Source organism: Mesorhizobium sp. CA16, from assembly GCF_020165175.1.
GTDB lineage: Bacteria > Pseudomonadota > Alphaproteobacteria > Rhizobiales > Rhizobiaceae > Mesorhizobium.
In genome coordinates this window covers 42,601-65,444 of record NZ_JAIUHP010000007.1, presented here as the reverse complement: position 1 = coordinate 65,444, position 22,844 = coordinate 42,601, and the positions used below count along the sequence as shown (strand labels likewise).

At 63.9% G+C, this 22,844-nt stretch carries 20 protein-coding genes and 1 other RNA gene; 15 read left to right on the top strand and 6 right to left on the bottom strand.

Features of this window, described 5'->3' with window-relative positions; translation table 11 throughout:
* Positions 1–80 precede the first annotated feature (80 nt).
* Positions 81–1,259 carry a lytic murein transglycosylase gene (locus LB525_RS12465; protein WP_224544843.1) on the bottom strand — a complete coding sequence of 393 codons (1,179 nt, stop codon included), beginning with the start codon at positions 1,257–1,259 and terminating at the stop codon, positions 81–83.
* A 183-nt stretch (positions 1,260–1,442) separates the two neighbouring features.
* Positions 1,443–2,234, bottom strand: coding sequence for a GH25 family lysozyme (locus LB525_RS12460; protein WP_224544842.1), 792 nt, complete (start codon positions 2,232–2,234; stop codon positions 1,443–1,445).
* A 287-nt stretch (positions 2,235–2,521) separates the two neighbouring features.
* On the opposite strand from LB525_RS12460, the gene LB525_RS12455 reads away from it, so the two are divergent.
* The gene (locus LB525_RS12455; RefSeq protein WP_224544841.1) at positions 2,522–3,904 is read left to right on the top strand and encodes a serine hydrolase domain-containing protein; all 1,383 of its coding nucleotides are present in this window, start codon (positions 2,522–2,524) and stop codon (positions 3,902–3,904) included.
* A gap of 10 nt (positions 3,905–3,914) precedes the next feature.
* On the opposite strand, the gene LB525_RS12450 is transcribed toward LB525_RS12455, so the two are convergent.
* The 3 genes from LB525_RS12450 to LB525_RS12440 are packed head-to-tail and all read right to left on the bottom strand — an operon-like array spanning position 3,915 to position 9,540.
* Positions 3,915–4,580 carry a class I SAM-dependent methyltransferase gene (locus LB525_RS12450; RefSeq protein WP_224544840.1) on the bottom strand — a complete coding sequence of 222 codons (666 nt, stop codon included), beginning with the start codon at positions 4,578–4,580 and terminating at the stop codon, positions 3,915–3,917.
* Positions 4,577–5,875 carry a DUF3419 family protein gene (locus LB525_RS12445; RefSeq protein WP_224544839.1) on the bottom strand — a complete coding sequence of 433 codons (1,299 nt, stop codon included), beginning with the start codon at positions 5,873–5,875 and terminating at the stop codon, positions 4,577–4,579. Before LB525_RS12445 ends, LB525_RS12450 begins: the two co-directional genes overlap by 4 nt.
* Positions 5,876–5,907: 32 nt before the next feature.
* Positions 5,908–9,540 carry a hydantoinase B/oxoprolinase family protein gene (locus tag LB525_RS12440; RefSeq protein WP_224544838.1) on the bottom strand — a complete coding sequence of 1,211 codons (3,633 nt, stop codon included), beginning with the start codon at positions 9,538–9,540 and terminating at the stop codon, positions 5,908–5,910.
* Positions 9,541–9,715: 175 nt separating this feature from the next.
* On the opposite strand from LB525_RS12440, the gene LB525_RS12435 reads away from it, so the two are divergent.
* From LB525_RS12435 to LB525_RS12405, 7 genes are all read left to right on the top strand, one after another.
* A complete protein-coding gene (locus tag LB525_RS12435) occupies positions 9,716–9,928 on the top strand; it encodes a hypothetical protein (RefSeq protein WP_095768981.1) in 213 nt (70 codons plus the stop codon).
* Between the two features lie 135 nt (positions 9,929–10,063).
* Positions 10,064–10,783, top strand: coding sequence for a J domain-containing protein (locus LB525_RS12430; RefSeq protein ID WP_140839681.1), 720 nt, complete (start codon positions 10,064–10,066; stop codon positions 10,781–10,783).
* Complete coding sequence (locus LB525_RS12425; protein WP_224544837.1) at positions 10,780–11,547, top strand: N-acetylmuramoyl-L-alanine amidase; 768 nt, start codon at positions 10,780–10,782, stop codon at positions 11,545–11,547. The genes LB525_RS12430 and LB525_RS12425 overlap by 4 nt, the downstream gene beginning before the upstream one ends.
* Positions 11,548–11,731: 184 nt before the next feature.
* Complete coding sequence (locus LB525_RS12420; protein WP_224544836.1) at positions 11,732–12,433, top strand: lytic transglycosylase domain-containing protein; 702 nt, start codon at positions 11,732–11,734, stop codon at positions 12,431–12,433.
* A 137-nt stretch (positions 12,434–12,570) separates the two neighbouring features.
* An RNA gene (gene rnpB / locus LB525_RS12415) (RNase P RNA component class A) lies at positions 12,571–12,967 on the top strand.
* Between the two features lie 156 nt (positions 12,968–13,123).
* Complete coding sequence (locus LB525_RS12410; protein ID WP_140839687.1) at positions 13,124–13,408, top strand: type II toxin-antitoxin system ParD family antitoxin; 285 nt, start codon at positions 13,124–13,126, stop codon at positions 13,406–13,408.
* A complete protein-coding gene (locus LB525_RS12405; RefSeq protein WP_140839689.1) occupies positions 13,405–13,695 on the top strand; it encodes a type II toxin-antitoxin system RelE/ParE family toxin in 291 nt (96 codons plus the stop codon). The genes LB525_RS12410 and LB525_RS12405 overlap by 4 nt, the downstream gene beginning before the upstream one ends.
* Before the next feature lie 5 nt (positions 13,696–13,700).
* Here the strand turns inward: LB525_RS12405 and LB525_RS12400 are convergent, their stop codons facing one another.
* A complete protein-coding gene (locus tag LB525_RS12400; RefSeq protein ID WP_224544835.1) occupies positions 13,701–14,816 on the bottom strand; it encodes a cystathionine gamma-lyase in 1,116 nt (371 codons plus the stop codon).
* A gap of 389 nt (positions 14,817–15,205) precedes the next feature.
* Here LB525_RS12400 and mraZ point away from each other — a divergent pair, with 389 nt between their 5' ends.
* The 7 genes from mraZ to mraY are packed head-to-tail and all read left to right on the top strand — an operon-like array spanning position 15,206 to position 22,843.
* On the top strand, positions 15,206–15,664 hold the full coding sequence (gene mraZ / locus LB525_RS12395; protein ID WP_224544834.1) for a division/cell wall cluster transcriptional repressor MraZ: 459 nt from the start codon (positions 15,206–15,208) through the stop codon (positions 15,662–15,664).
* A complete protein-coding gene (rsmH, locus tag LB525_RS12390; protein WP_224544833.1) occupies positions 15,661–16,677 on the top strand; it encodes a 16S rRNA (cytosine(1402)-N(4))-methyltransferase RsmH in 1,017 nt (338 codons plus the stop codon). The genes mraZ and rsmH overlap by 4 nt, the downstream gene beginning before the upstream one ends.
* A 4-nt stretch (positions 16,678–16,681) precedes the next feature.
* Entirely contained in the window at positions 16,682–17,077 is a 396-nt protein-coding gene (locus LB525_RS12385; RefSeq protein WP_224544832.1) for a hypothetical protein, read from the top strand.
* Positions 17,074–18,795, top strand: coding sequence for a peptidoglycan D,D-transpeptidase FtsI family protein (locus LB525_RS12380; RefSeq protein WP_224544831.1), 1,722 nt, complete (start codon positions 17,074–17,076; stop codon positions 18,793–18,795). The genes LB525_RS12385 and LB525_RS12380 overlap by 4 nt, the downstream gene beginning before the upstream one ends.
* A 54-nt stretch (positions 18,796–18,849) precedes the next feature.
* The gene (locus tag LB525_RS12375) at positions 18,850–20,304 is read left to right on the top strand and encodes a UDP-N-acetylmuramoyl-L-alanyl-D-glutamate--2,6-diaminopimelate ligase (RefSeq protein ID WP_224544830.1); all 1,455 of its coding nucleotides are present in this window, start codon (positions 18,850–18,852) and stop codon (positions 20,302–20,304) included.
* Positions 20,301–21,734 (top strand): UDP-N-acetylmuramoylalanyl-D-glutamyl-2,6-diaminopimelate--D-alanyl-D-alanine ligase, encoded by a 1,434-nt coding sequence (locus LB525_RS12370; RefSeq protein WP_224544829.1) that lies wholly within the window; start codon positions 20,301–20,303, stop codon positions 21,732–21,734. Before LB525_RS12375 ends, LB525_RS12370 begins: the two co-directional genes overlap by 4 nt.
* Positions 21,735–21,760: 26 nt before the next feature.
* The gene (mraY, locus tag LB525_RS12365; RefSeq protein WP_224544828.1) at positions 21,761–22,843 is read left to right on the top strand and encodes a phospho-N-acetylmuramoyl-pentapeptide-transferase; all 1,083 of its coding nucleotides are present in this window, start codon (positions 21,761–21,763) and stop codon (positions 22,841–22,843) included.
* Position 22,844: the final 1 nt, after the last annotated feature.

Here is a 22,844-nt window from a genome sequence, read left to right as displayed (position 1 = left end):
GAATAGCGAATAGCGAATAGTGTGTAAGCGAAAGAAGCGCCGGCCAACCCTATTCGCTACTCTCTATTCGCTATTCGCTCTCACAATTTCGCCAAAAGCTCGGGCGTCGGCCAACCGTCTACCGGCAGGCCAAGGCGCATCTGCTCCTTGCGGACCGCTTCGCGCGTGTTGGTGCCCAGGATGCCGTCGACGGTGCCGACGTCGTAGCCCTTGGCCTCTAGCTTGGTCTGCAGCGCCTTGATCTGGTCGCCGCTCAGGCCTTGCTCGGGCGTGCGCGGATCGAATTGCGGCGCGCCGGCAAGGCGGCTCGCAAGCACTGCCGCCGTCAGCGCGTAGGTGAAGGACTGGTTCCATTCCAGATAGACGTCGAAATTGTCATAGGTCAGGAAGGCGGGACCCTTGCGGCCCATCGGCAGCGCCAGGCCAGCCTTGAGACCATTGTCGATGAGCGGGTTGCCGTTGGGTTCGGTGACGCCCCACTGCGCCCATTGCGACAGCGGCAGCTTGTTGGTGCGGCCGGTCTGGTCCCATGGCATTTCGTCGGGGACGCGCACTTCCTGGACCCAGGGCTGGTCGCGCTTCCAGCCGCGCGACATGATCTTGTCGGCCGTGGTCATGATGACGTCCGGCACGCTGTTCCTCAGATCGACCTTGCCGTCGCCGTCGCCGTCGACGCCGCGCGCCAGATAGTCGGTCGGCAGGATCTGCGTCTGGCCGATTTCGCCGGCCCAGGCGCCCTTGACGTCGGCCGGCAGCACGCCGCGGTCGATCAAGGTAAGCAGCGGCACCAATTGCTGCCGAAACAGCTGAGGGCGGCGGCAATCATGCGAAAGCGTCACCAGCGCATTCAGCGTATGGAAGTCGCCCTGGACAGCGCCGAAGTCGGTCTCCAGCCCCCAGAAAGCAGCGATGATGGCCGGCTGGACGCCGAACTCCTTGTCGGCGCGGTCGAAGATTTCGGCATATTTCTTCAGATTGGCCGCACCCTGCTTCAGGCGGTAGGTCGAAATCATGCGGTTGGCAAATTCGGTGAAAGTCTGGGTGAAGACGCCCTGGGCGCGGTCGCGCGCCAGCGCCCGCTGGTCGATGGTGGCGTCCTCCAGCGCGTCGAGCCCGACGGCGCCGACGCCGGCTGCCTTGGCTTCTGCCGCGACGCCCTGTTTCCAAGCCTCGAAATCGCCGCCGCATTCCTGCGCCGCCGCGGGCATCGCAAGCGCGCCGACGAAGAGCGCCGCCAGGATTTCAACGCGCAATCGCATCGCTTTCCTTTCGAGACCGGCGCATGACCCGATCGCGACCCCGGACGGGATCGGACGGGCGCATGCGAGGATTTCAAAGTTCGGGAGCCTCGCTAGGCACTCGCACGAGTACGCCGCTCCAGATTACCAGCGGTTGCATGTTTCGCCGCCCGCCGTGTCGAAAAGCAGGCGCGGCGGCCGATGTCAACGGGTGTTCTGCCGCAGCCACTTCTTCCAGGCAGCTTCCGAGCCGTTGAAGACGTTGATGTCGGACTTGCCGGTCATGCCGGGCACGATGCCGGTGCCGGTGTACTGCCAGAAGGTGAAGGGGTGGCTGCCGTATTTCTCGCGCGGATGGCCGGCGACCGAGCGCAGCCAATAGGGATAGCCGCGGAAGGTCGCCAGTTGGTTGTCGTCGAAGAAGTCGACCGAGGTGTAGATGATCGGCTTCTTGCCGTAATAGCGCTCGACCATTTGCAGGAAGACGGTCATCTCGCTGCGCACCGTGGCCGGGTCGGGGCGCAGCCTGCAGGTCGGCGATTTCGCGTTCCATTCCATGTCGAGCACCGGCGGCATTGCCGACGGGTCTCTCGGGACATTGGCGATGAACCAGCGCGCCTGGATTTCGGCCGGCGTGCAGAAATAAAAGAAATGATAGGCCGCGCGCGGGACGCCGGCGGCCCTTGTACGCGCCCAGTGCTCGTTGAAATAGTCGTCGAAACGATCGCCGCCCTCCGTCGCTTTGATGAAGGCAAAGGAGATGCCGCTGGCCTTGGCGGTCGGCCAGTCGATCGAGCTCTGGTATTTGGAGACGTCCGTGCCGTGGATGGCGTAGGTCCATGGCGCGCCGCTGTCCCACTCATGCGGCTTGGAGTCCTCGAATTTGGGCGCGCGCACGGCAACCGCCTGCGACGACGGCGACAATGGTGAGAGGTCCTCCACAGTCGAGCAGGCGCCCAGCAGCGTAAGCATCAGGATGGCCGCAAGACGGCGCATGATATTCCCCGAGCCGGGATCAGCCGGCCGCTGATGGGTCCTTCATCGATGGTGGTCGCTTACGCGGGCCCCCTCCGGACGATCGCCCCACAGGACCGTCCCGATTTATTCCGTCCAAATCGTTATCCCAAAACCGCTGCGCACTTTTGGGCGACATGGAATCATTTGATCGCCGAACATGGTTGATAATCCATTGACGGCGCTCGACCATGCCGGCGATTTTGCGGAAGCAATGGCGGCAAATCGATGACATATATCGAGCCCGCGAATCCAAAAGGCGGGGAAAGATGCGGACTGTCGTTAAGTTCATCAAATGGCTGCTTGGGCTTGTGATCCTGGCGGTGGCGGCACTCTTCGCCTGGCTCTATTTCGCGCCGCCAGAACTCATCCGCGTCGGCTCCGGCTACTCGGCCAAGATCATCTGCTCGAACGTCTTCATCGCCGGCCGCGACGCCAAAGAGGTCCTGGCCGTCGACGTGCAGGCGCCGGGCCATCCGTTGCTGAAGCTGATGAAGGTCTCCGTCGACAAGGAGCGGGGACTGGTTTCGGCCGGCCTGCTTTGGGTTTTCGGCAAGAGTGTCGCGGTCGAGCGCGACGGCGTCGGTTGCGCGTCGGTTGCCGATGGCGACACCGGCAAGGCAAGGCAGATGTCGCTGCGCGCCGCGCCGCCGGCCGCGGCGCAACCCGACGCGCTCTGGCCCGATGGCGAGCGGGTCGATGCTTCGCAGCACCCCGAAGTCGCGAAGATCGTCGACGATGCCGCGATGGCCGGCACCGGCATGCGCGCCATCGTGGTGGTGAAGAACGGCCGGATCATCGCGGAGCGTTATGGCGAGGGCTTTTCGGCCAAGACGCCGCTGCTTGGCTGGTCGATGACCAAGACGGTGAATGCCGCGATCGTCGGCACGCTGGTCAAGGACGGCAAGCTGGCGCTCGATAACAAGGGGCTCTTCGCACCGTGGAAGGCCGATGGCCGCGCCGCCATCAGCCTTGCCGACATGATGGCGATGTCGAGCGGGCTGGCGTTCAACGAGGATTACGGCGACGTCGCCGACGTGACGCGCATGCTTTATCTCGAGCCGGACATGGCTCGCTTCGCCGAGGCCCAACCGCTGACCGGCGAGGTGGGAAAAGTGTTTTCCTACTCGAGCGGCACGGCGGTGATGCTGTCGCGGCTGTGGCAGGACGCGATCGGCGACAAGGCGAAGGCGCTGGCATGGCCGCGCACGGCGCTGTTCGAGCCGCTCGGCATGCATAGCGCGGTGCTCGAGACCGACGAGCAAGGCACCTTCGTCGGCTCGTCCTATCTCTATGCCACGGCACATGACTGGGCGCGCTTCGGCCAGTTCCTGCTGCAGGGCGGCGTCTGGAACGGAAACCAGATCCTGCCCGCCGGTTTCGTCGACTGGATGCGCGAGGCCGCACCGGCCTCAAAGGTGTATGGTAAAGGCCAGGTCTGGATCGAGGGGCCGGGCGATGAGGAAAATCCCGGCGCGGGCGTCGCTGCAGGCCTGCCCAAGGACACCTATTGGATGGAGGGCCATGACGGCCAGACGGTGGCGATCATTCCGTCTGAGCAGTTGGTGGTGGTGAGGCTAGGTCTGACGCCGCGCAAGTTTGGCTATCGGCCACAAGCGATGGTCAGCGCGCTGGTGAAGGCCCTGCACTGATCGCGTTCTTTTATTTGCGGGATCCGATCACGGCCAGCCAGGCGTAGCCGCGATAAAGCGTTCTGAAGCGGAAGGTTGCGCCAGTGCGCTGCGATTCCGATTCAAGTACGTCGCGCAGCGAGGCGCGCGGCGCGACATGGAATTTCCGCAGCCAGCCGCGCAGCAGGGAGCGGAACCAGTGCGGCAGGCCTTCCTGTTGGCCGAAATCGACGACATGCAGCGAACCGCCGGGCGCGAGCGCCGCAAGGGCTGCCGAAACCGTCTTTTCCCAGCCGGGGATCATCGACAGCGAATAGGACACGAAGACGCGGTCGAACTGCGCGATGCCGAAGAGCGCCATGGCATCGAAGTCGGTTGCGTCGCCACGCGACAGCCTGACTTTGTCGGACAGGCCTTCGCGAGCAATGGCCGCGCTAGCCGTCTCCAGCATCTCGGCCGAGATGTCCAAACCGAAGAAGCGCGCATCCGGATAGCGGCGGGCGGCAAGCGCAATGTTGCGGCCGGTGCCGCAGCCAAGCTCCAGCACGGTGCCGCCTTGCGGCACGTCCAGCCCGTCGATCAGCCGGTCGCGGCCGAGCAGGTAGTATTTGCGGGTCAGATCATAGATATGGCGCTGCCAGCGGTAGACGCCGTCCATCAGTTCGGCATGGCTGGCCGGCAGCTCCGTCGTGCTCATGCCGGCCGCTTCACATAGAGATGGAAGCCGCCATAAATGGCCGAGCGGTCTTTTGCCGAATATTCGCGCGAGGCGTCGGCCTCGTAGGTCCACTGGTCGAGCAGCGAACTGGAGACACGGCCGGGCAGGAGGCTCGGTTCGGCCGCGGTGCGGAAGATGACGCGGGCGCCGGCCGAGGCCGTGCGAGTGATCTCGGTCCACAGCGCGTTGAGCAGGTCGTCGGTCATCCAGTCCTGCGCGTCGAGCAGGACGAAGCGATCGACGGTGCCGGCATCCTTGGCGGCCAGGAACTTGATCAGATTGGCGTGGTGGATGGCGACGCGATCGATGTTGTCGCGGATCGTCTTGTAATTGCGCTCTTCCAGATAAGCAGGCAGCGCGGCCTCGCCGGGCTGCGGATAACGGCGGGCAAAGGCCTGCCAGGCGAAATAGTTGTTCTTGAGCGGGAAATCGCAGGCGAGCTTTTCAAGGCGCGCCTTGAGCACGCTCGCCATCGAGCCGTCGCCAGAGGTGATCAGCGAGTCATACTGCGCCGGCGGAATGCCGAGGCCGAACAGCGAGGCCTTGCGCGAGGTCGCCCAGCGCAGCAGCTTCTTGTCGAAGACCGGTGCCAGTTCCTCATTGAAGAAGCGGCGCTGCTCGCCGATGTTCTCCGCCTTCATGATGCCGGCGGGATCGACGCCGAACAGTTTTGCGACGCGATGGCCCATTGCGATGAAGAGGCCGAGCAGGCCGGTCTGGTAGAAGTTGCGGTCGAAAACCGAGATGCGGCGGCGGCCGCGCCAGTTGCGGCGTTCCCAGTAATGGCGGCTGACCGGATCGAGATGCGGCGCGATGAAGCGATCATAGGCATCGGAATTGTGGCTGGTGCCGGCGGCGCCGAAGAAACGGAACAGGTCGCCCTGCGACGGCAGGTGGCGCACCGCTTCCAGCTTCATGCGGTTCAGCGCGACATGCGCGGCATTGAGATCAACGGCGTCGATCCGGGCCGGCGTGCGGGTCAGGTAAGCCAGGATGTTGCAGCCGCCCGAGGCGATCGTGACGACTCGGTGCCCGGCGCCAAGTTGCATGGCCTCCATGTCGACATCGGGATCTTCCCAGATCTGCGGATAGACGAGGCCGGAGAACAGGAAAGCGAAGAGCCGCTCGGAAATGCCGTCCTTCGACAATGCCCGGTTCTGGTAGACGGCCTTTCCGACTTCCTTGCCTCGACGATAAACGAGTTCTCCGGATACGTCCGACATGGAAAGGTGATTCCCCGTTTGCTTTGGCGCAAGCGGGTAGCGCAGCGGCATGACAGACAGGTGACAGCCTGTTGACGCTGTTTTTACGCTTTTCCGAACGCTCCGGGTGTCGGCGTGGTGACGATGACGGCCTCGCCGGCATCGAGCGTGGTCTGGTCGCAGGCCTTCAGGACGTCGACCGAGCCGTCATTGCGCCTGACCTTGGTCGAGCCGGCCTCGCCGTCGCCGCCGCCTTCGAGGCCCTGGGGCGGCCGGTTGCGGTGCGACGACAGGATCGCGCATTCCATCTTTTCGAGGAAGCGGATGGTGCGCCTGGTGCCGTCGCCGGCGTTCCACTTGCCCTTGCCGCCGGAGCCTTCGCGGATATGGAAGTCTTCCAGCACGACGGGGAAGCGCAGTTCCAGCACCTCGGGGTCGGTAAGGCGCGAATTGGTCATGTGGGTATGGACGCCGGACGTTCCGGCGAAGCCGCGCCCGGAATTCATCCGGCCCGCCGGCGAGCCGGAGCAGATCGTCTCGTAATACTGGTATTTCCTGTTGCCGAAGGTGAGGTTGTTCATCGTGCCTTGGGCGTTGGCCATCGCGCCCATCGCGCCGAACAGCGCGTTGGTGACATGCTGCGAGGTCTCGACATTGCCAGCGACGACCGCCGCCGGATAGGACGGTTTGAGCATGCAGCCATCCGGAATAACGATGTTGATCGGCCTGAGGCATCCGGCGTTCATCGGGATCATGTCCTCGACCATGACGCGGAAGGCATAAAGCACCGCGGCGCGGGCGACGGGCTCCGGCGCGTTGAAATTGTTCTTCATGACAGGCGAGGTGCCGGTGAAATCGACCGTCGCCTCGCGCTTTTGGCGGTCGACGGTGATCTTCACCTTGATCACCTGGCCGGTGTCGGTGGGGTATTCATAAGCCGCGCTGTCGGGGAGCCGCTCGATCACGCGGCGCACGCTTTCGGCGGCATTGTCCTGGACATGGCCCATATAGGCCTCGACCACATCGAGGCCGAAATGCGCGACCATCTTGCGCAGCTCCGCCACGCCCTTTTCGTTGGCGGCGATCTGCGCCTGGAGGTCGGCGATGTTCTGGACGGGATTGCGCGCCGGATAAGGATGGTCGGTAAGCAGCGTCTCCAACTCCTTCTCACGGAAGCGGCCGCGGTCGACGATGCGGAAATTGTCGAACAGCACGCCTTCCTCATCGACCGTTGTCGCAAGCGGCGTCATCGAGCCCGGCGCGGTGCCGCCGACATCGGCGTGATGGCCGCGCGAGGCCGCCCAGAACAGGATTTCCTTGCGGGCGTCGTCAAACACCGGCGTCACCACGGTGATGTCGGGCAAATGCGTGCCGCCATTATAGGGCGCGTTGAGCGCGAAGACGTCGCCGGGATGGATATCGCCGGAGTTCAAGCGGATGATTGTCTCCACCGAACGGTCCATTGAACCCAGATGCACCGGCATATGCGGCGCGTTGGCGACCAGCGCGCCATGACGGTCGAACACGGCGCAGGAGAAGTCGAGCCGTTCCTTGATGTTGACCGAATAGGCGGTGTTCTGCAGCGTCACGCCCATCTGTTCGGCGATCGACATGAAGAGGTTGTTGAAGACCTCCAGCATCACCGGATCGGCTTCGGTGCCGAGCGCCGCGGCACGCGCCTTTCTTTCTGTCCGGCGTATCACGACGTGATTGAGACTGGTGATTTCGGCTCGCCAGCCCGGCTCGACAACGATGGTCTGGTTCGGCTCGATGATAAGCGCGGGCCCGGCGACAGTGTGGGACGGCCGCAGGCCTTCGCGGCGATAGACGCCCGCCTCGTGCCAGCGGCCTTCGGTGTAGATGCGCCGGCTTTCCAAAGGTTTGGCGTCAATTCCTGCCGGTCCGGCGAGCGCCGGGGCTTCAGCCTTGTCCTGTCGGGCGACTTCCATGCCTTCGACGGCGACGGTCTCGACGACGATCGGCTTATCGTCATAGACGAAACCGAACTGCGCCTTGTGCGCGGCCTCGAAATCGCTTCTGGCGCGGAAGATCGAGCCATGCTCGAAATTCACCGGCAGCGCCGTATCGGTGCCGTCATAGCGGATATGCAGGACAGGCCTCGTTGAAACCGCGTCCCCGGCAATGCCTTGCTCGCCGAGCTCGGCAATGACGTCGCCGCGCAGCGCCGCGATGAGCGCCTCGATCGCCGCGCGGGATTCTTCGGCAAGCGGCTGCAGCAGACCCTGTTGGCGCGAGGCGAAGACCGACGAGAGGCCGATGCCGTAAGCCGAGAGAAGGCCGGAGAAGGGATGGATGAGCACCGCCTCCATGCCGAGCGCATCGGCGACCAGGCAGGCGTGCTGGCCGCCGGCGCCGCCAAAACAGTTCAAGAGATATTCGGTGACGTCATAGCCGCGCTGCACCGAGATCTTCTTGATGGCGTTGGCCATGTTCTCGACGGCGATGGTGACAAAGCCTTCGGCGACCGCCTCGGGCGTCCGGCCGTCGCCGATTTCGGCGGCAAGCGCGGCGAATTTTTCGCCAACCGTGCCGATGTCGAGCGCTTGGTCTTGGCCCGCGCCGAAAATCGCCGGAAAGAAATCGGGCTGCAATTTGCCGAGCATGACATTGGCATCGGTGACGGCGAGCGGGCCGCCGCGCCGGTAGGCGGCAGGCCCGGGATTGGCACCGGCAGAATCCGGGCCAACGCGGAAGCGGCCCGCCTCATAGTGCAGGATCGAGCCGCCGCCGGCGGCGACGGTGTGGATGCGCATCATCGGCGCGCGGATGCGAACGCCGGCGACCTCGGTGTCGAAAGCGCGCTCATATTCGCCGTCATAGTGGGCGACATCGGTCGACGTGCCGCCCATGTCGAAGCCGATGACCTTGTCGAAGCCGGCGAGCTTCGCCGTCTCGACCATGCCGACGACGCCACCCGCCGGTCCCGAAAGCAGCGCGTCCTTGCCCTGGAACATGTCGGCGGCGGTAAGGCCGCCCGACGACATCATGAACATCAGGCGCGGTCCGGCGCCCAGTTCGCCGGCCACCCGCTGCACATAGCGCGACAGGATCGGCGACAGATAGGCGTCGACCACGGTGGTGTCGCCGCGGCCGACCAGCTTGATGAGCGGAGAGGCCTCGTGAGACACCGAGATCTGGCTGAAGCCGATCTTGCGGCAGACTTTCGCCACGGCCTTTTCGTGGTCCGGGTATTTCCAGGCGTGCATGAAGACGATGGCGACCGCATCGATGCCGTCGGCCTTCGCCTGCTCGATCGCCGGGCGGCAGGCCGCGATGTCGAGCAGGCGCTCGACGCAGCCGTCGGCGCGCACGCGTTCATTGATCTCGATCACCCGCTCGTAGAGCTGCTCCGGCAGGATGATCTCCTTGGCGAAGATATCCGGCCTTGCCTGATAGGCGATGCGCAAAGCGTCGCGGAACCCCTTGGTGATGAGCAGCAGCACACGGTCGCCCTTGCGCTCGAGCAGCGCATTGGTGGCAACGGTCGTGCCCATTTTGACGTCGCCGATCGCGTCGGCGGAAATGGCGACGCCGGCTTTCAAACCCAACAGGTCGCGGATGCCTTGGATAGCGGCGTCCGCATACGCCTCGGGATTTTCGGACAGGAGTTTTCGGGGGTGCAGCCGGCCCCGCGGATCACGGCCGATGATGTCGGTAAAGGTGCCGCCGCGGTCGATCCAGAAGTTCCATTTTCCAGTTCCCACGGCTGCCGGCATTCTGCTTATCCATAATCTCTTTGGGCGTATGTTGTGTTAGTTCGGGATTTCGGCGCCAGCAATCGCAAGTTGATGTTACACGTGGAAATGCAACGTTACGAAACCGGCAGCTGGCTGATGCATTTCCCCTGCGACCGCTCACCGAAATGTGAGCGTCTGTCGAAGGAGAGATAGCATGAAGAAGCTCATTCTGGCGTCGGTCTCGGCGCTCGCCCTGCTGGGGGTCGCGGCTTGTAGCGACAGTGGCACCGGCACTGACAATACCACCACCCAGAGCACCAATCCGCCGGCCAACGAACAGCCGATGAAACCGGCTTCGCCCGACGCTTCGAAGCCTGCTGAACCGGCTCCGGCAACAAAACCGGCTCCTACCGCGCCTGCGCAGTAAGGGCCGTCCCACAATACCGAAGAAGGCCGGCACTGCCGGCCTTCTTTTTTTGCGCTATCGATCCCGCGCATCGCCAGTCAACTGCGGCATCGTCCCGGCTTGATAGAACCGCCCGGTTCGCTCTATGAAGCCGACATGTCGATTTGGGACCGCCTTGGCGACTTCATCGCTCGTGTTTCGTCATCGGCGTCCTCGGGCGTCGCGGATGTCGTTGAAGCTGTGCGCACCGTGTTTTCCGGCGATCCGGACTTGCGCCGGCGCGTTGCGTTCTCGGTGGCGATGATCGCGCTCTCGGCCAAGATGGCCAAGGCCGACGGCATCGTCACCCAGGACGAGGTGCGCGCCTTCCAGGACATCTTCGAGGTGCCGCCGAGCGAGACGCGCAACGTGGCGCGGCTTTACGACATCGCCAAGCAGGACGTCGCCGGGTTCGAGACCTACGCGCGGCGCATGGCGCAACTCTGCGGTTCCGGCCATGCCAACTGCATGATGCTCGAAGACATACTCGACGGCCTATTCCATATCGCCAAGGCTGACGGCCTGATCCATGAGCGGGAAGGGCAGTTCCTGCATCGGATCGCGGAGATTTTCCGGATCGATGAGGCGCATTACGAGACGATCCTGTCCAGGCACGTCAATCTCGGCGCCGCCGATCCTTACGTCGTATTGGGCATCGAGCGCGGCAAGCCGTTCGAGGAAATCAGAAAACGCTACCGCAAGTTGATCTCGGACAATCATCCCGACAGGTTGATCGCACGCGGCTTGCCGCAGGAATTCATCAAGATCGCCACGACCAGGGTCGCGGCGATCAATGCCGCTTATGAAATGATCGAGCGGGGCCTCAGGCACGCATGAGCGGTTTCCTGCCCGACCAGCCAGGTGCCGAGGTCCGGGTGTCGCCGAATTTCGGTCCGCGCCGCGAGACGCTCCGGCCCGACATGATCGTGCTGCATTATACCGGCATGGCAACCGGCGCCGGCGCCGAGGCGTGGCTGTGCGATCCAGCAAGTGAAGTGTCCTCGCATTATCTTGTCCACGAGGATGGCCGCATTATCCAGATGGTGCGCGAGAGCGATCGCGCCTGGCATGCCGGCAAGAGCTCCTGGCTCGGGCGCACCGACATCAATTCCTGTTCGGTCGGTATCGAGATCGTCAATCCCGGGCATTCACTCGGCTACAAAGCCTTCCCGAGGCGGCAGATCGATGCCGTGATCGGTTTGTGCGCGGGCATCGTGGGCCGTTATTCCATCCCAGCGACAAGGGTGCTTGCCCATTCCGACGTGGCGCCGGGCCGCAAGGTCGACCCGGGCGAAAAATTTCCGTGGAAGGCGCTGTTCGCGGCCGGTATCGGCCACCTCGTACCGGCGGCGCCGATAAAACCGGGCGCCGCGTTGAAGGCCGGCGACACCGGTTCCGGTGTCGAGGCGCTGCAGTCGATGCTGGCGCTCTATGGCTATGGTATTGAGATATCGGGTATTTACGACCGGCAGACGGAAGTCGCGGTGGCGGCGTTCCAGCGGCATTTCCGGCGGCGGCTGGTGGATGGCGTGGCCGACAATTCGACGATCCGCACGCTGCAGAGGCTCCTGACTTCCGTCGCGGCAGCCTCTGCCAAATAGTCGCGATAAGGTATTAAATTACAACCTGTTATTTAAAGTGAATTGCGCCGCCTTCATTGCCGCCAATTCCACCGCCAAATGCCTCTCCCGCAAGTTGTTGGACGTCTAGCCTCCCTGATGCTCCGATGTTGAATTGACACCACTGCGCGAAGTTCTTCGCGCGGTTCTAACAGAACAGGATTACATGCAGAAATTGACCGTTGTAGCGGCAGCCGTTGCTGCCGGAGTAATAAGCATTGCCTTCAGCCCGGCAAACAGCGCCCCCTTAAGCCTTAGGGCAGACAATGGCCTTGCCGTCGCCCCGACGACCAAGGCTCCCCCAGCGAGCAAAGCGCCAAAGATCAAGAGAGCTCCGGCTAAGCTGCAGAAGGCCGCCGCGACCAGGGCGGCGAAATCGACGGCCAAGCGCGCCAAGCGCGGCAGAAAGGCGATCGATCTCACCACGACAGCCTCGATCCCCACGGGCAAGATCGCTCTGGCGACACCTGCCGCGCTCGGCGGCGGCCAGTATTCGTCGATCATTGCCCGCTATGCCGCGAGCTACGGCGTGCCGGTGTCCCTGGCCAGCGCCGTCATCAAGATCGAAAGCAACTACCGGCCGAATCTGGTCGGCAGCGCCGGGGAGATCGGCCTGATGCAGATCAAGCCGGCCACGGCGCGCATGATGGGTTACACCGGTTCGGCCAAGGGGCTGTTCGATCCCGACACCAATATCAAATACGGCATGAAGTACCTCGCCATGGCGCAGGGTCTCGGCGGTGGCACCACCTGCGGCACGATCCTGAAATACAATGCCGGTCACGGCGCGACGCGGATGAATCCGATTTCGGCCGCCTATTGCAGCAAGGTGAAGGTGCAGATGGCAGCGCTGGGTTCGCCGGCCTAAGCTCGTCCGCCGAAGTGGATTTGGGCGACGCGTGTCTGTTTTCAAGCGCGTCGTTGTCCCAAACCGCTGCGCATTTGAGCGACGGCAACAGCTTTTTCGTTTGCGTTTTCAGGCGGGAATCCCTTTATACGCCCTTGTCAGCTGGCCGGGCGGCCGCGCCCGCGCGTGCCGAAAGGTTGCGGGTGAGGAAAGTCCGGGCTCCATGGAGACACGGTGCCGGCTAACGGCCGGCGGGGGCGACCCCAGGGAAAGTGCCACAGAAAGCAAACCGCCGCGGCTTTGGCCACGGCAAGGGTGAAAGGGTGGGGTAAGAGCCCACCGCGCGACTGGCAACAGAAGCGGCAGGGCAAACCCCACCGGGAGCAAAACCGAATAGGGGCGGTGCGAAGGGAAACCTTCGAGGGCTGTTTCCGGCCCACCGTCCGGGTAGGTTGCGTGAGGCGCATGGCAACATGCGCCCAAGATGAATGGCCGCCACGTTCTCGCCGCGAGGCGAGGGCCATACAGAACCCGGCTTACAGGCCAGCTGGCATTTTTCTCGTAGCGATAGCCGAACGGGATCAGGAGGTTACGCCGACAGGCGTATCTTCCGATTCAAGCATTCTGCAAGACAGCCTCCGCGGCCTGGTCGAACGTATCCTTGAAGCTGGTGCGATTAAATCGTACCTTGGGGAAGAGCAGGAGTGTATCATGGGCCAGGTCGACAAACGCAGTATCACGCTTTCGCCGGAACTGGCGGCTGCGGTCGACAATGTCGTCGCTGCTGGCGAATACGCCTCGGCCAGTGAAGTCATCCGCGATGCACTCAGGCAATGGAAGGAGCGGCGCGACCTGCTCGGCTATACCGTCGAGGAATTGCGGGAACTGGTGCAGGAAGGCATCGACAGCGGGCCTGCGCTGGACGGCCCCCCCTTAATGGAGCGATTGCGCGCCAAATATGCGAAGATGGCGGAAGCCAAAGGCGCTGACGAGTGAAGTACTGCCTGCTTCCACAGGCATTGGTGGACCTCGAAACTATCGGCGACTACATCGCTGCCCGCAACCCAAACGCCGCAGTCCGTTTTGTGGAAGCTCTTCAGAGGCGATGGGATTTGCTGACCCTTCATCCCCAATCAGGCGCGCCGCGCGATGATATCTTGCCGGGCATCCGCCACCTCGTTGTCGGGGAGTATCTTACGTTTTATCGGATTGGCAACGACGCGATCGAAATTCTTCGCGTCCTGCATGGCCGACGCAAAATCGAGGCTGACGACCTGATATAGCGGGACTAGGCGCCGAGCTTGTCCAGCGACGCCTCGATTGCCTTCCAGAGTTCCTCGACAGGTTCGCAACCGATCGCGAGACGAACGAAGCCCGGCGGAACGGCGTCGCCGCGTTTCGAACGCCGCTCGGCCGATGTGTGCACGCCGCCGAAGGAGGTTGCCGATTCGATCAGCGCGCAACCGTCGATGAATGCCTCTGCCTGTTCTTCGGAAGCCAGCTCGAACGAAATCAGGAAGCCGAAGCGCTCCATCTGAGCGCGCGCCAGATTGTGCGAGGCATCGCCCTCGAGCCCGGGAAAGCGCAGGCCGCTGACGGCGCGATGACCCTTCAGCCGCCGCGCGATGGTTTCAGCCGACGAACACATCCGATCGAAGCGCACTTCCAGCGTTTCGAGGCCGCGATGCACCAGCCATGCTTCGAACGGACCGGGAATGCCGCCGGCCGTCTCGCGCCAATCCTTCACCCTGGCGACAATGTCGGGATCGCGGCTGGCGACATGGCCAAAGAGAACGTCCGAATGGCCATTGATCGCCTTGGTGTCGGCCGAGACCACGATGTCGGCGCCAAGATCGAGCGGGCGCTGGCCGAAGGGCGTCATCGTCGTGTTGTCGACGATCAGGGTTCCGCCTTGCGCATGGACTGCCCTGGCGACGGCGGCGATGTCGCAAATGTCCAGTCGCGGGTTCGACGGACTTTCAACGAAAACCGCCCGGTAGCCGGCGAAGCCGCCATCGAGCATGCTTGCCGTCGGCCTCACGTCATAAGCGACGTCGAGTGGTTTCAGAAAACGTTCGGCCAAGGCCCGCGTCGTGTGATAACCGTCCGACGGCAAGAGGATGCGGTCGCCCGATCTGACGAGCGCGAAGAAAGCCGCGGAAATCGCTGCCATTCCCGACGGAAAAATAATGCATTGCGCCCCTTCCAGATGGCCGAGCGCATGCTCGACCGCATGCCACGTCGGATTACTGAAGCGGCCATATTGATCGAAACCCGTCGCGTCGCCCGGTGCGTGGAAGATCGAGGCCATGGTCAGCGGCAAGGGAATGGGATCACCCTTGGCGAAATCGGCGCTGCGCAAATGGGCAAGTGTTGCGGCGCGTGATTTCGCAGTGTCGGACATCGGCTCGATCCTTTGGGCAGAAAACTTCAACCGACGCTATGCGCGCCGGCTGTGTGCGGCAAGCTGGGTCTTTTTGGGCCAGAGGGCTCTAAACGCTTCGTTAGGCTTAATGGACGATAAAGACGAGACGTGTCTTCAGCCTGCGCTTTCTGGTTGTGGCGCGTTTGTTTGTGATGCCTGTTCCCGTTGACGCCCATAGTGCCCCATGATATCCCATTCAGATCAAGCTTTCGTTCCGCGTCAGGGTGAAGCGTACGCCAATCGGGCAGCCGCGGCGGCTGCGCGTTTGTCGGTTTTCGCCCCGGTGAATGAAGCGATTTGCCGCAAATGCGGCAGGGGCGCGGAGAACAACATGAGGGGTGCAGCGGCAACAGCAGCTGTAGCGTTTATTGGACCGGTTTCTGTCAAACACGGTGAGCAAGATCGATGCGAAGGGGCGGGTGTCCGTTCCGGCGCATTTTCGCGCCGTGGTGCAAAAACGCGGCTATTCGGAACTCTACGCGCTACGCTGCCTGGATCTGCCGGCCATGGATGTCGGCGGGCTCGACCTGCTCGACCGTTACGAGCAGCGGATCGCGCTGGAGGATCCCTTTCTGCAGACGGCGAACGACATGTCGTTCTTTTGCCATGGCGACGGGACATTTCTGAAGCTCGACCAGGACGGCCGCATCACCATGACCGATTTCATCCGCGAGCATACGGGCATCTCGAACGACGTGGCCTTTGTCGGCCGCGGCAATTTCTTTCAAGTCTGGGAGCCCGGACGGCTTGCCGCCTATGGGGCGCAGGCGCGGGCCAGGCTTTTGCAGCTTCGGCAGGGGACGAAGCCCGGGGAGCGATCGGAATGATGGCTGGCCACGGCGATGACCCTCACGCCGTTGGCGGACCGGCCCGTCACATTCCGGTCCTCCTTGCCGAGGTGCTCGACGCGCTTGCGCCGAAGGCCGGCGAGACGATCGTCGACGGGACATTCGGCGCCGGCGGCTACACCAGCGCCATCCTCGATCGCGGCGCCTCCGTCGTCGCCATCGACCGCGACCCGGACGCAATCGGGGCGGGCAGGGCGCTCGAACGACAGTCCGGCGGCAGGCTGAGGCTTGTCCAGGCGCCATTCTCGACGCTGGACGAGCATGTCGAGGGCGCCGACGGCGTGGTGCTTGACATCGGTGTTTCCTCGATGCAGCTCGACCAGGCGGAGCGGGGCTTTTCCTTTCGCGCCGACGGGCCGCTCGACATGCGCATGGCGCAGGCGGGTCTCTCCGCCGCCGACGTCGTCAACACCTTCAAGGCGGGCGACCTTGCCCGCATCTTCGGCTTTCTCGGCGAGGAGCGCCATGCCGGCCGCATCGCGCGCATGATCGAGAGCCGTCGCGAGAAGAAGCCCTTTGAACGCACGCTCGATCTCGCCGACGCCATCGAAACCCATATCGGACGCGGGCCGAAGGACAAGATCCATCCGGCCACGCGTGTCTTCCAGGCGCTGCGCATATTCGTCAATGACGAGCTTGGCGAGCTCGCAAGGGCGCTGCTGGCTGCCGAGCGGGCGCTGAAACCCGGCGGACGGCTAGCCGTGGTGACGTTCCATTCGCTGGAAGACCGCATCGTCAAGCGCTTCATCGCCGACCGCTCCGAGGCGGCCAGCGGCTCGCGGCACATGCCTGACGCGCCCGTGCGCATTGCCACCTTCCGCAAAGCCGGGGGCGGCGTGACGGCGGGAGAGGCCGAGCTGGACGCCAACCCGCGGGCGCGCTCGGCCAGGCTGCGCGCCGCGATCCGCACCGAGGCGCCGGCGCGCGCCGGCGATTTTTCGATTTTCGGCCTTCCAAAGCTTCCCGCCGTCGAGCGGCCGGGGGAGAGGTGAGCACGTGTTTCGTACCAGCGACATAGTCCTGATCGCCGTCATGGTCTCGGCCGCGGCGCTGACCTACAAAACGAAGCGCGAAGCCGAAGAGCAACAGGCGGCGGTGCAGAAGATCCAGGCGCAGATCCACTACGAGGAAGAGACCATCGATCTCCTCAAGGCGGATTGGAGCCTGCTCACTCAGCCGTCGCGACTGCAGAAGCTTGCCGACGTCTATAAGAGCCAGCTCGGGCTCGAACCGGTCAACGCGCACCAGATCGGCGGGCTCGACGACATTCCCGTGAAACCCGTGACCATCGAAGACCTCTCCTCGCAGCAGCTTGGCGGCATGGCCGACAATTCGGGCAAGGGGCCCTCGGACGGCAAGGATCCGGTGGTCACCGGGAGCACCGTTCAATGATCGGCCTTCCAAGGATCGGCGGGCTGCTGACGCGCCGGAAGAAGCAGGCTGAGGACGGCTCGATCGTCGTCGACGCCGCCCGCAAGGCGACTGGCGGCAAGGCCAAGACGCGCATCGTCATGACCATGGCGGTGTTCTTCACCATCTATTCAACCATTGCCGGCCGGCTCGTCTATCTCGGGCTGCAGAATCCCGATCTTTCGGGCGGCCCGGAGAACCGCGTCACTGCATCGCGTCCGGATATCGTCGACCGCAATGGCGAGGTGCTGGCGACCGACATCAAGACGGCGTCGCTGTTTGCCGAGCCGCGCCGCATTGTAGACGCCGACGAAGCGATCGAGAGATTGTCGACCGTGCTGCCGGAGATCGACTACGAGCAGACCTATCGCAAGCTCAAGAGCGGCGCCGGCTTCGTCTGGTTGCAGCGCCAGCTGACGCCGAAGCAGCAGGCCGACATCCTGGCGCTGGGCGTTCCCGGCCTCGGCTTCCGCACCGAAAAGCGCCGCTTCTATCCGAGCGGCGAGACCTCGTCCTATATCGTCGGCCTCACCAACATCGACAACCAGGGCATCTCCGGCATGGAGAAGTATATCGACGAGCAGGGGCTGAGCGACCTGCAGGCGTCGGGGCTCGCCGTGGCCAAGGATCTCAAGCCGGTCAAGCTTTCGATCGATCTGCGCGTCCAGCATGTGGTGCGCGACGAGATCGCCGCCGGCCTGGAGCGCTATCGCGCTATCGGCGCCGGCGCCGTCGTGCTGAACATCAAGACCGGCGAAGTGATCGCCATGGCCTCGGTGCCGGATTTCGACCCGAACAATCCTTACAACGCCCAAGAGAAAGACCGGCTGAACCGCATGTCGGCGGGTCTCTACGAGATGGGCTCGACCTTCAAGAGCTTCACCTCGGCCATGGCGCTGGATTCCGGCAAGGCGACAATGAACAGCCGCTTCGACGCGTCGCATCCGATCCGGGTCGGCCATCAGGCCATCCACGATTTCCACGGCAAGAACCGCGTGCTGTCGCTGCCGGAAGTGTTTCTCTTTTCGTCCAACATCGGGTCGGCCAGGGAGGCCGAGCTGGTCGGCATCGAGGGGCATCGCGAATTCCTGCACCGCCTTGGGATTCTGGACCGGATGCAGACCGAACTGCCGGAAGTCGCCCGCCCGACCGAACCCAAGGTCTGGAAACAGGTCAACTCGTTCACCATCGCCTTCGGCCACGGCGTGTCGACGACGCCTCTGCAGGCCGCCGTCGGCTGCGCGGCGCTGATGCAGGGCTATCTGATCGAGCCGACATTCCTGGTCCGCAGCGAGGAGGAGGCCATGGCGGTGGCCAAGAGAGTGGTCAGCGACAAGACGGTCGAAGGCATGCGCTACCTCTATACGCTCAACGCCGAGAAGGGCTCGGCCAGAAACGCCAGGGCCCCCGGCTACCGGGTCGGTGGAAAGACAGGAACGGCCGAGAAGGTCATCAACGGCCGCTACTCCAAGGAGTTGAACTTCAACACCTTCGTCGCCGCCTTCCCGATGGACGATCCGCAATTTCTGGTGTTCACGATCGCCGACGCTCCTCATCCGGAAAAGCCCGGGATGACCGACGTCGCTGCCAACAATGCGGGAGTTATGGCTGGCAATATCATCAGGCGTTCTGCGGCCATGCTTGGCGTGAAGCCAGATTTCAGCCATGAAAATGGTGCAACGCTGGTTTCCTATCAGTGATTCTTGGGGCGCGCCGGCAACTGCGCGCTATTTTGTTGCGGTGAACGGGACTCAATGCATCTAAAAGATCTAGCCGGTATCCTGCCTGTCGAGGGAACAGCTTTCCCCGATCTGGAGGTGACCGGACTTTCCTCCGATTCCCGCGCGGTCAAGTCCGGCGTCGTCTTCTTCGCGCTTGCCGGCAGTAAGGCCAACGGCTCGGCCTATGCGGCCGACGCCGCGGCCTGCGGCGCAGCGGCGATCGTCACCGGCAAGGGCGCGAGCGTCTCCAGCCTGTCGATCCCGGTCCTTGCCGTCGATGATCCGCGCCTGGCGCTGGCGCTCAGCGCGGCGCGCTTCTTCGGACGCCAGCCGCAGACCATGGTCGCCGTCACCGGCACCGCCGGCAAGACATCCGTCGCCGCCTTCACCCGCCAGATCTGGGAGCAGGCGGGTTTTGCCGCCGCCTCGATCGGCACGACCGGCGTCGTAGCGCCCGGCCGCAACGAATATGGCTCGCTGACGACGCCCGACCCGGTGGCGCTGCACCGATTGCTCAAGGAACTGGCGGATGCGGGCGTCACCCACGCCTCGATGGAAGCCTCAAGCCACGGTCTCGACCAGCGCCGCCTCGACGGCGTGAAGCTCGCGGCCGGCGCTTTCACCAATCTCGGCCGCGACCACATGGATTACCATCCGACAGTGGAGGATTATCACCGCGCCAAGCTGCGCCTGTTCGACACGCTGCTGCCGAAGGGCGCGCCCGCCATCGTCTTTGCCGACGATCCGTGGTCGGAGCCGACCATCGAAGCCGCGAAAGCGGCGGGGCTGGAAGTGCTGACCGTCGGCCGCCATGGCGATTTCCTGACGCTGAAGCGGGTCGAGCATGAGCGGCATCGCCAGCGCGCCGAAATCGTGGCCGACGGCGTGCTGCACGAGGTCGACCTGCCTTTGGCCGGCGATTTCCAGATCGCCAACGCGCTGGTCTCGGCCGGGCTTGTTATCGCGACTGGAACACCCGCGGGCAAGGCCTTGGCGGCATTGGAGAAATTGAAGGGTGCGCCGGGCCGGCTCGACCTCGTCGGTGCCACCGCGGCCGGCGCTCCCGTTTATGTCGACTACGCCCACAAGCCCGATGCGCTGGAGAATGTGCTGACCTCGGTCCGGCCTTTCACCACGGGGCGCGTCGTCGTGGTGTTCGGCTGCGGCGGCGACCGCGACCGGGGAAAAAGGCCGATCATGGGCGAGATCGCGACCCGGCTCGCCGATGTCGTCATCGTCACCGACGACAACCCGCGTACGGAAGTGCCCGAGACCATCCGCGCCGCGATCCTTGCTGCCGCGCCCGGCGCCATCGAGATCGGCGACCGCCGCAAGGCGATCCACGAGGCGGTGGCGATGCTTCGCGCCGGCGACACGCTCATCGTCGCCGGCAAGGGACATGAGGAAGGCCAGACCGTCGGCACCGAAACCTTTCACTTCTCCGACCATGAGGAAGTGCGTGAGGCGCTCAAGGAGCGCGCCGCATGAACCTGCTGTGGACGTCGGAAGCGCTCGTTGAAGCCATGGGCGGCAGGCCGATCGGCTCGCTGCCGGAGGGCATCACCGGCATCTCGATCGACAGCCGCAGCCTGGAGCCCGGAGACGCCTTCTTCGCCATCAAGGGCGAGGCGATGGACGGCCATGATTTCGCGACAGCGGCGGTCAAGGCCGGAGCGGCCGTGCTGGTCGTCGCCGAGGGCAAGCTGCCCTCGCTCGGCCGGCTGACAGCGCCGATGGTCGTCGTGCAGGATGTGCTAGCGGCCCTCGAGAAGCTCGGCGTGGCTGCCCGTGCCCGCTCGAAGGCCAGGATCATCGCGGTCACGGGCTCGGCCGGCAAGACGACCACCAAGGAAGCGCTGCGCCATGTGCTGTCGGCGGTCGGCAAGGTGCACGCCTCGGCGCAGTCGTTCAACAACCATTGGGGTGTGCCGCTGACGCTGGCGCGCATGCCGCAGGACTGCGACTACGCGGTCTTCGAGATCGGCATGAACCATCCGGGCGAGATCAGGCCGCTGGTCAAGATGGTTAGGCCGCATGTCGCCATCGTGACGATCATTGCCGCCGCCCATCTCGGCTTCTTCAAGAACCTCGACGAGATCGCCATGGCCAAGGCCGAGATTTTCGAGGGGGTCGAGCCTGGTGGCGCCGCGCTGCTCAACCGCGACGATCCACGCTGGAAGCTGCTCGGGAAAATGGCGAAAGAGGCAGGCGTCGAGCATGTCTTCGGCTTCGGCGAAAATATCCGCTCGGCCTTCCGCCTTGTCGGATGCGAGCTTCATGCCGACCATTCCGACATCGCCGTCAAGATCGGCAAGAAGGACGTTCCGGCTCGTGTCGGGGCGCCCGGCCGCCACGTCGTGCAGAATGTTCTGGCCGTGCTTGGCGCCGCGCAACTGGTCGGCGCCGATGTCGATAAGGCCGCGGCCGCGCTTGCAGACCTTTCGGCCGAGCGCGGGCGCGGCCGGCGCCACGTCCTGCATCATCCAAACGGGCCGATCACGCTGATCGACGAGAGCTACAACGCCAATCCGGCGTCGATGGCGGCGGCGATGGCGCTGCTCAACGCCACGCCTGTCTCCGGCGAGGGCCGGCGCATCGCGGTGCTCGGCGACATGCTGGAGCTCGGCAGCCATTCGGCCAAGCTCCACGCGGCGCTCGCCGAACTGATCGTCGGCACGGGCACGCGCAACGTCTTTCTCGGCGGGCCGGAAATGCGGGCGCTGGCCGAGGTTTTGCCGGCCGATATCCAGACGGAATATCGGGCGGGAGCCGAAGAGCTGAAGCCGATCGTGATCTCCGCGCTCAGGCCCGGCGACGTGGTGATGGTCAAATCGTCGAAAGGCATCGGGTTTTCAAAGCTGGTCGAGGCATTGCTCGGCAAATTTCCGGCGGAAGCCACAAACATTAAGCCGGCCTAGGTCGGGTTCCGGGGGACGGAAGGACCATGTTCACACTGCTCGTCGATTTCGCGGACAAGATCTCGTTCTTTAACGTCTTCCGCTACATCACTTTTCGCACCGGTGGCGCGCTGATCACCTCGGCGCTGATCGTCTTCATCTTCGGGCCGACGATCATCAATTCGCTGCGTCTGCGGCAAGGCAAGGGCCAGCCGATCCGCGCCGACGGCCCGCAGACGCATTTCAAGAAAGCGGGAACGCCGACCATGGGCGGGCTGATGATCCTGTCCGGCATCATCGGTTCGTCGCTCTTATGGGCAAACCTGTCCAGTATCTATGTCTGGGTCGTGTTGCTGGTCACCGTCGGCTTCGGCTCGATCGGCTTCTACGACGACTATCTCAAGGTCACCAAGCAGTCGCATCTGGGCTTCTCCGGTAAGGCCCGCCTGGCGATCGAGTTCGTCATCGCCGCCATCGCGGCCTGGGTGATTATGCATAACGGCCAGGCGCCGTTCTCGTCGTCGCTGACCTTTCCCTTCGCCAAGGAATTCCTGATCAACCTCGGCTGGTTCTTCGTGCCGTTCTCCTGCTTCGTGATCGTCGGCGCCGGCAATGCGGTGAACCTGACCGACGGCCTCGACGGCCTGGCGATCGTGCCGATCATGATCGCGGCGGCGTCCTTCGGCATCATCGCCTATCTTTCGGGCAACGCGGTGTTCGCCGAATATCTGCAGATCCATTTCGTTCCCGGCACCGGTGAGCTCGCCGTCGTGCTCGGCGCGGTGATCGGCGCGGGCCTCGGCTTCCTTTGGTTCAACGCGCCGCCGGCCGCGATCTTCATGGGCGACACCGGCTCGCTGGCGATGGGCGGGCTGATCGGCACCATCGCGGTCGCTACCAAGCACGAGATCGTGCTGGTGATCGTCGGCGGCCTGTTCGTGGTCGAGATCCTGTCGGTCATCATCCAGGTCGGCTATTTCAAGATGACCGGCAAGCGCGTCTTCCTGATGGCGCCGATCCATCACCATTTTGAAAAGCTCGGCTGGACCGAAAGCCAGGTGGTGATACGCTTCTGGATCATTGCCGTCATCCTGGCGCTGGTCGGCCTGTCCACCCTCAAGCTCAGATAGG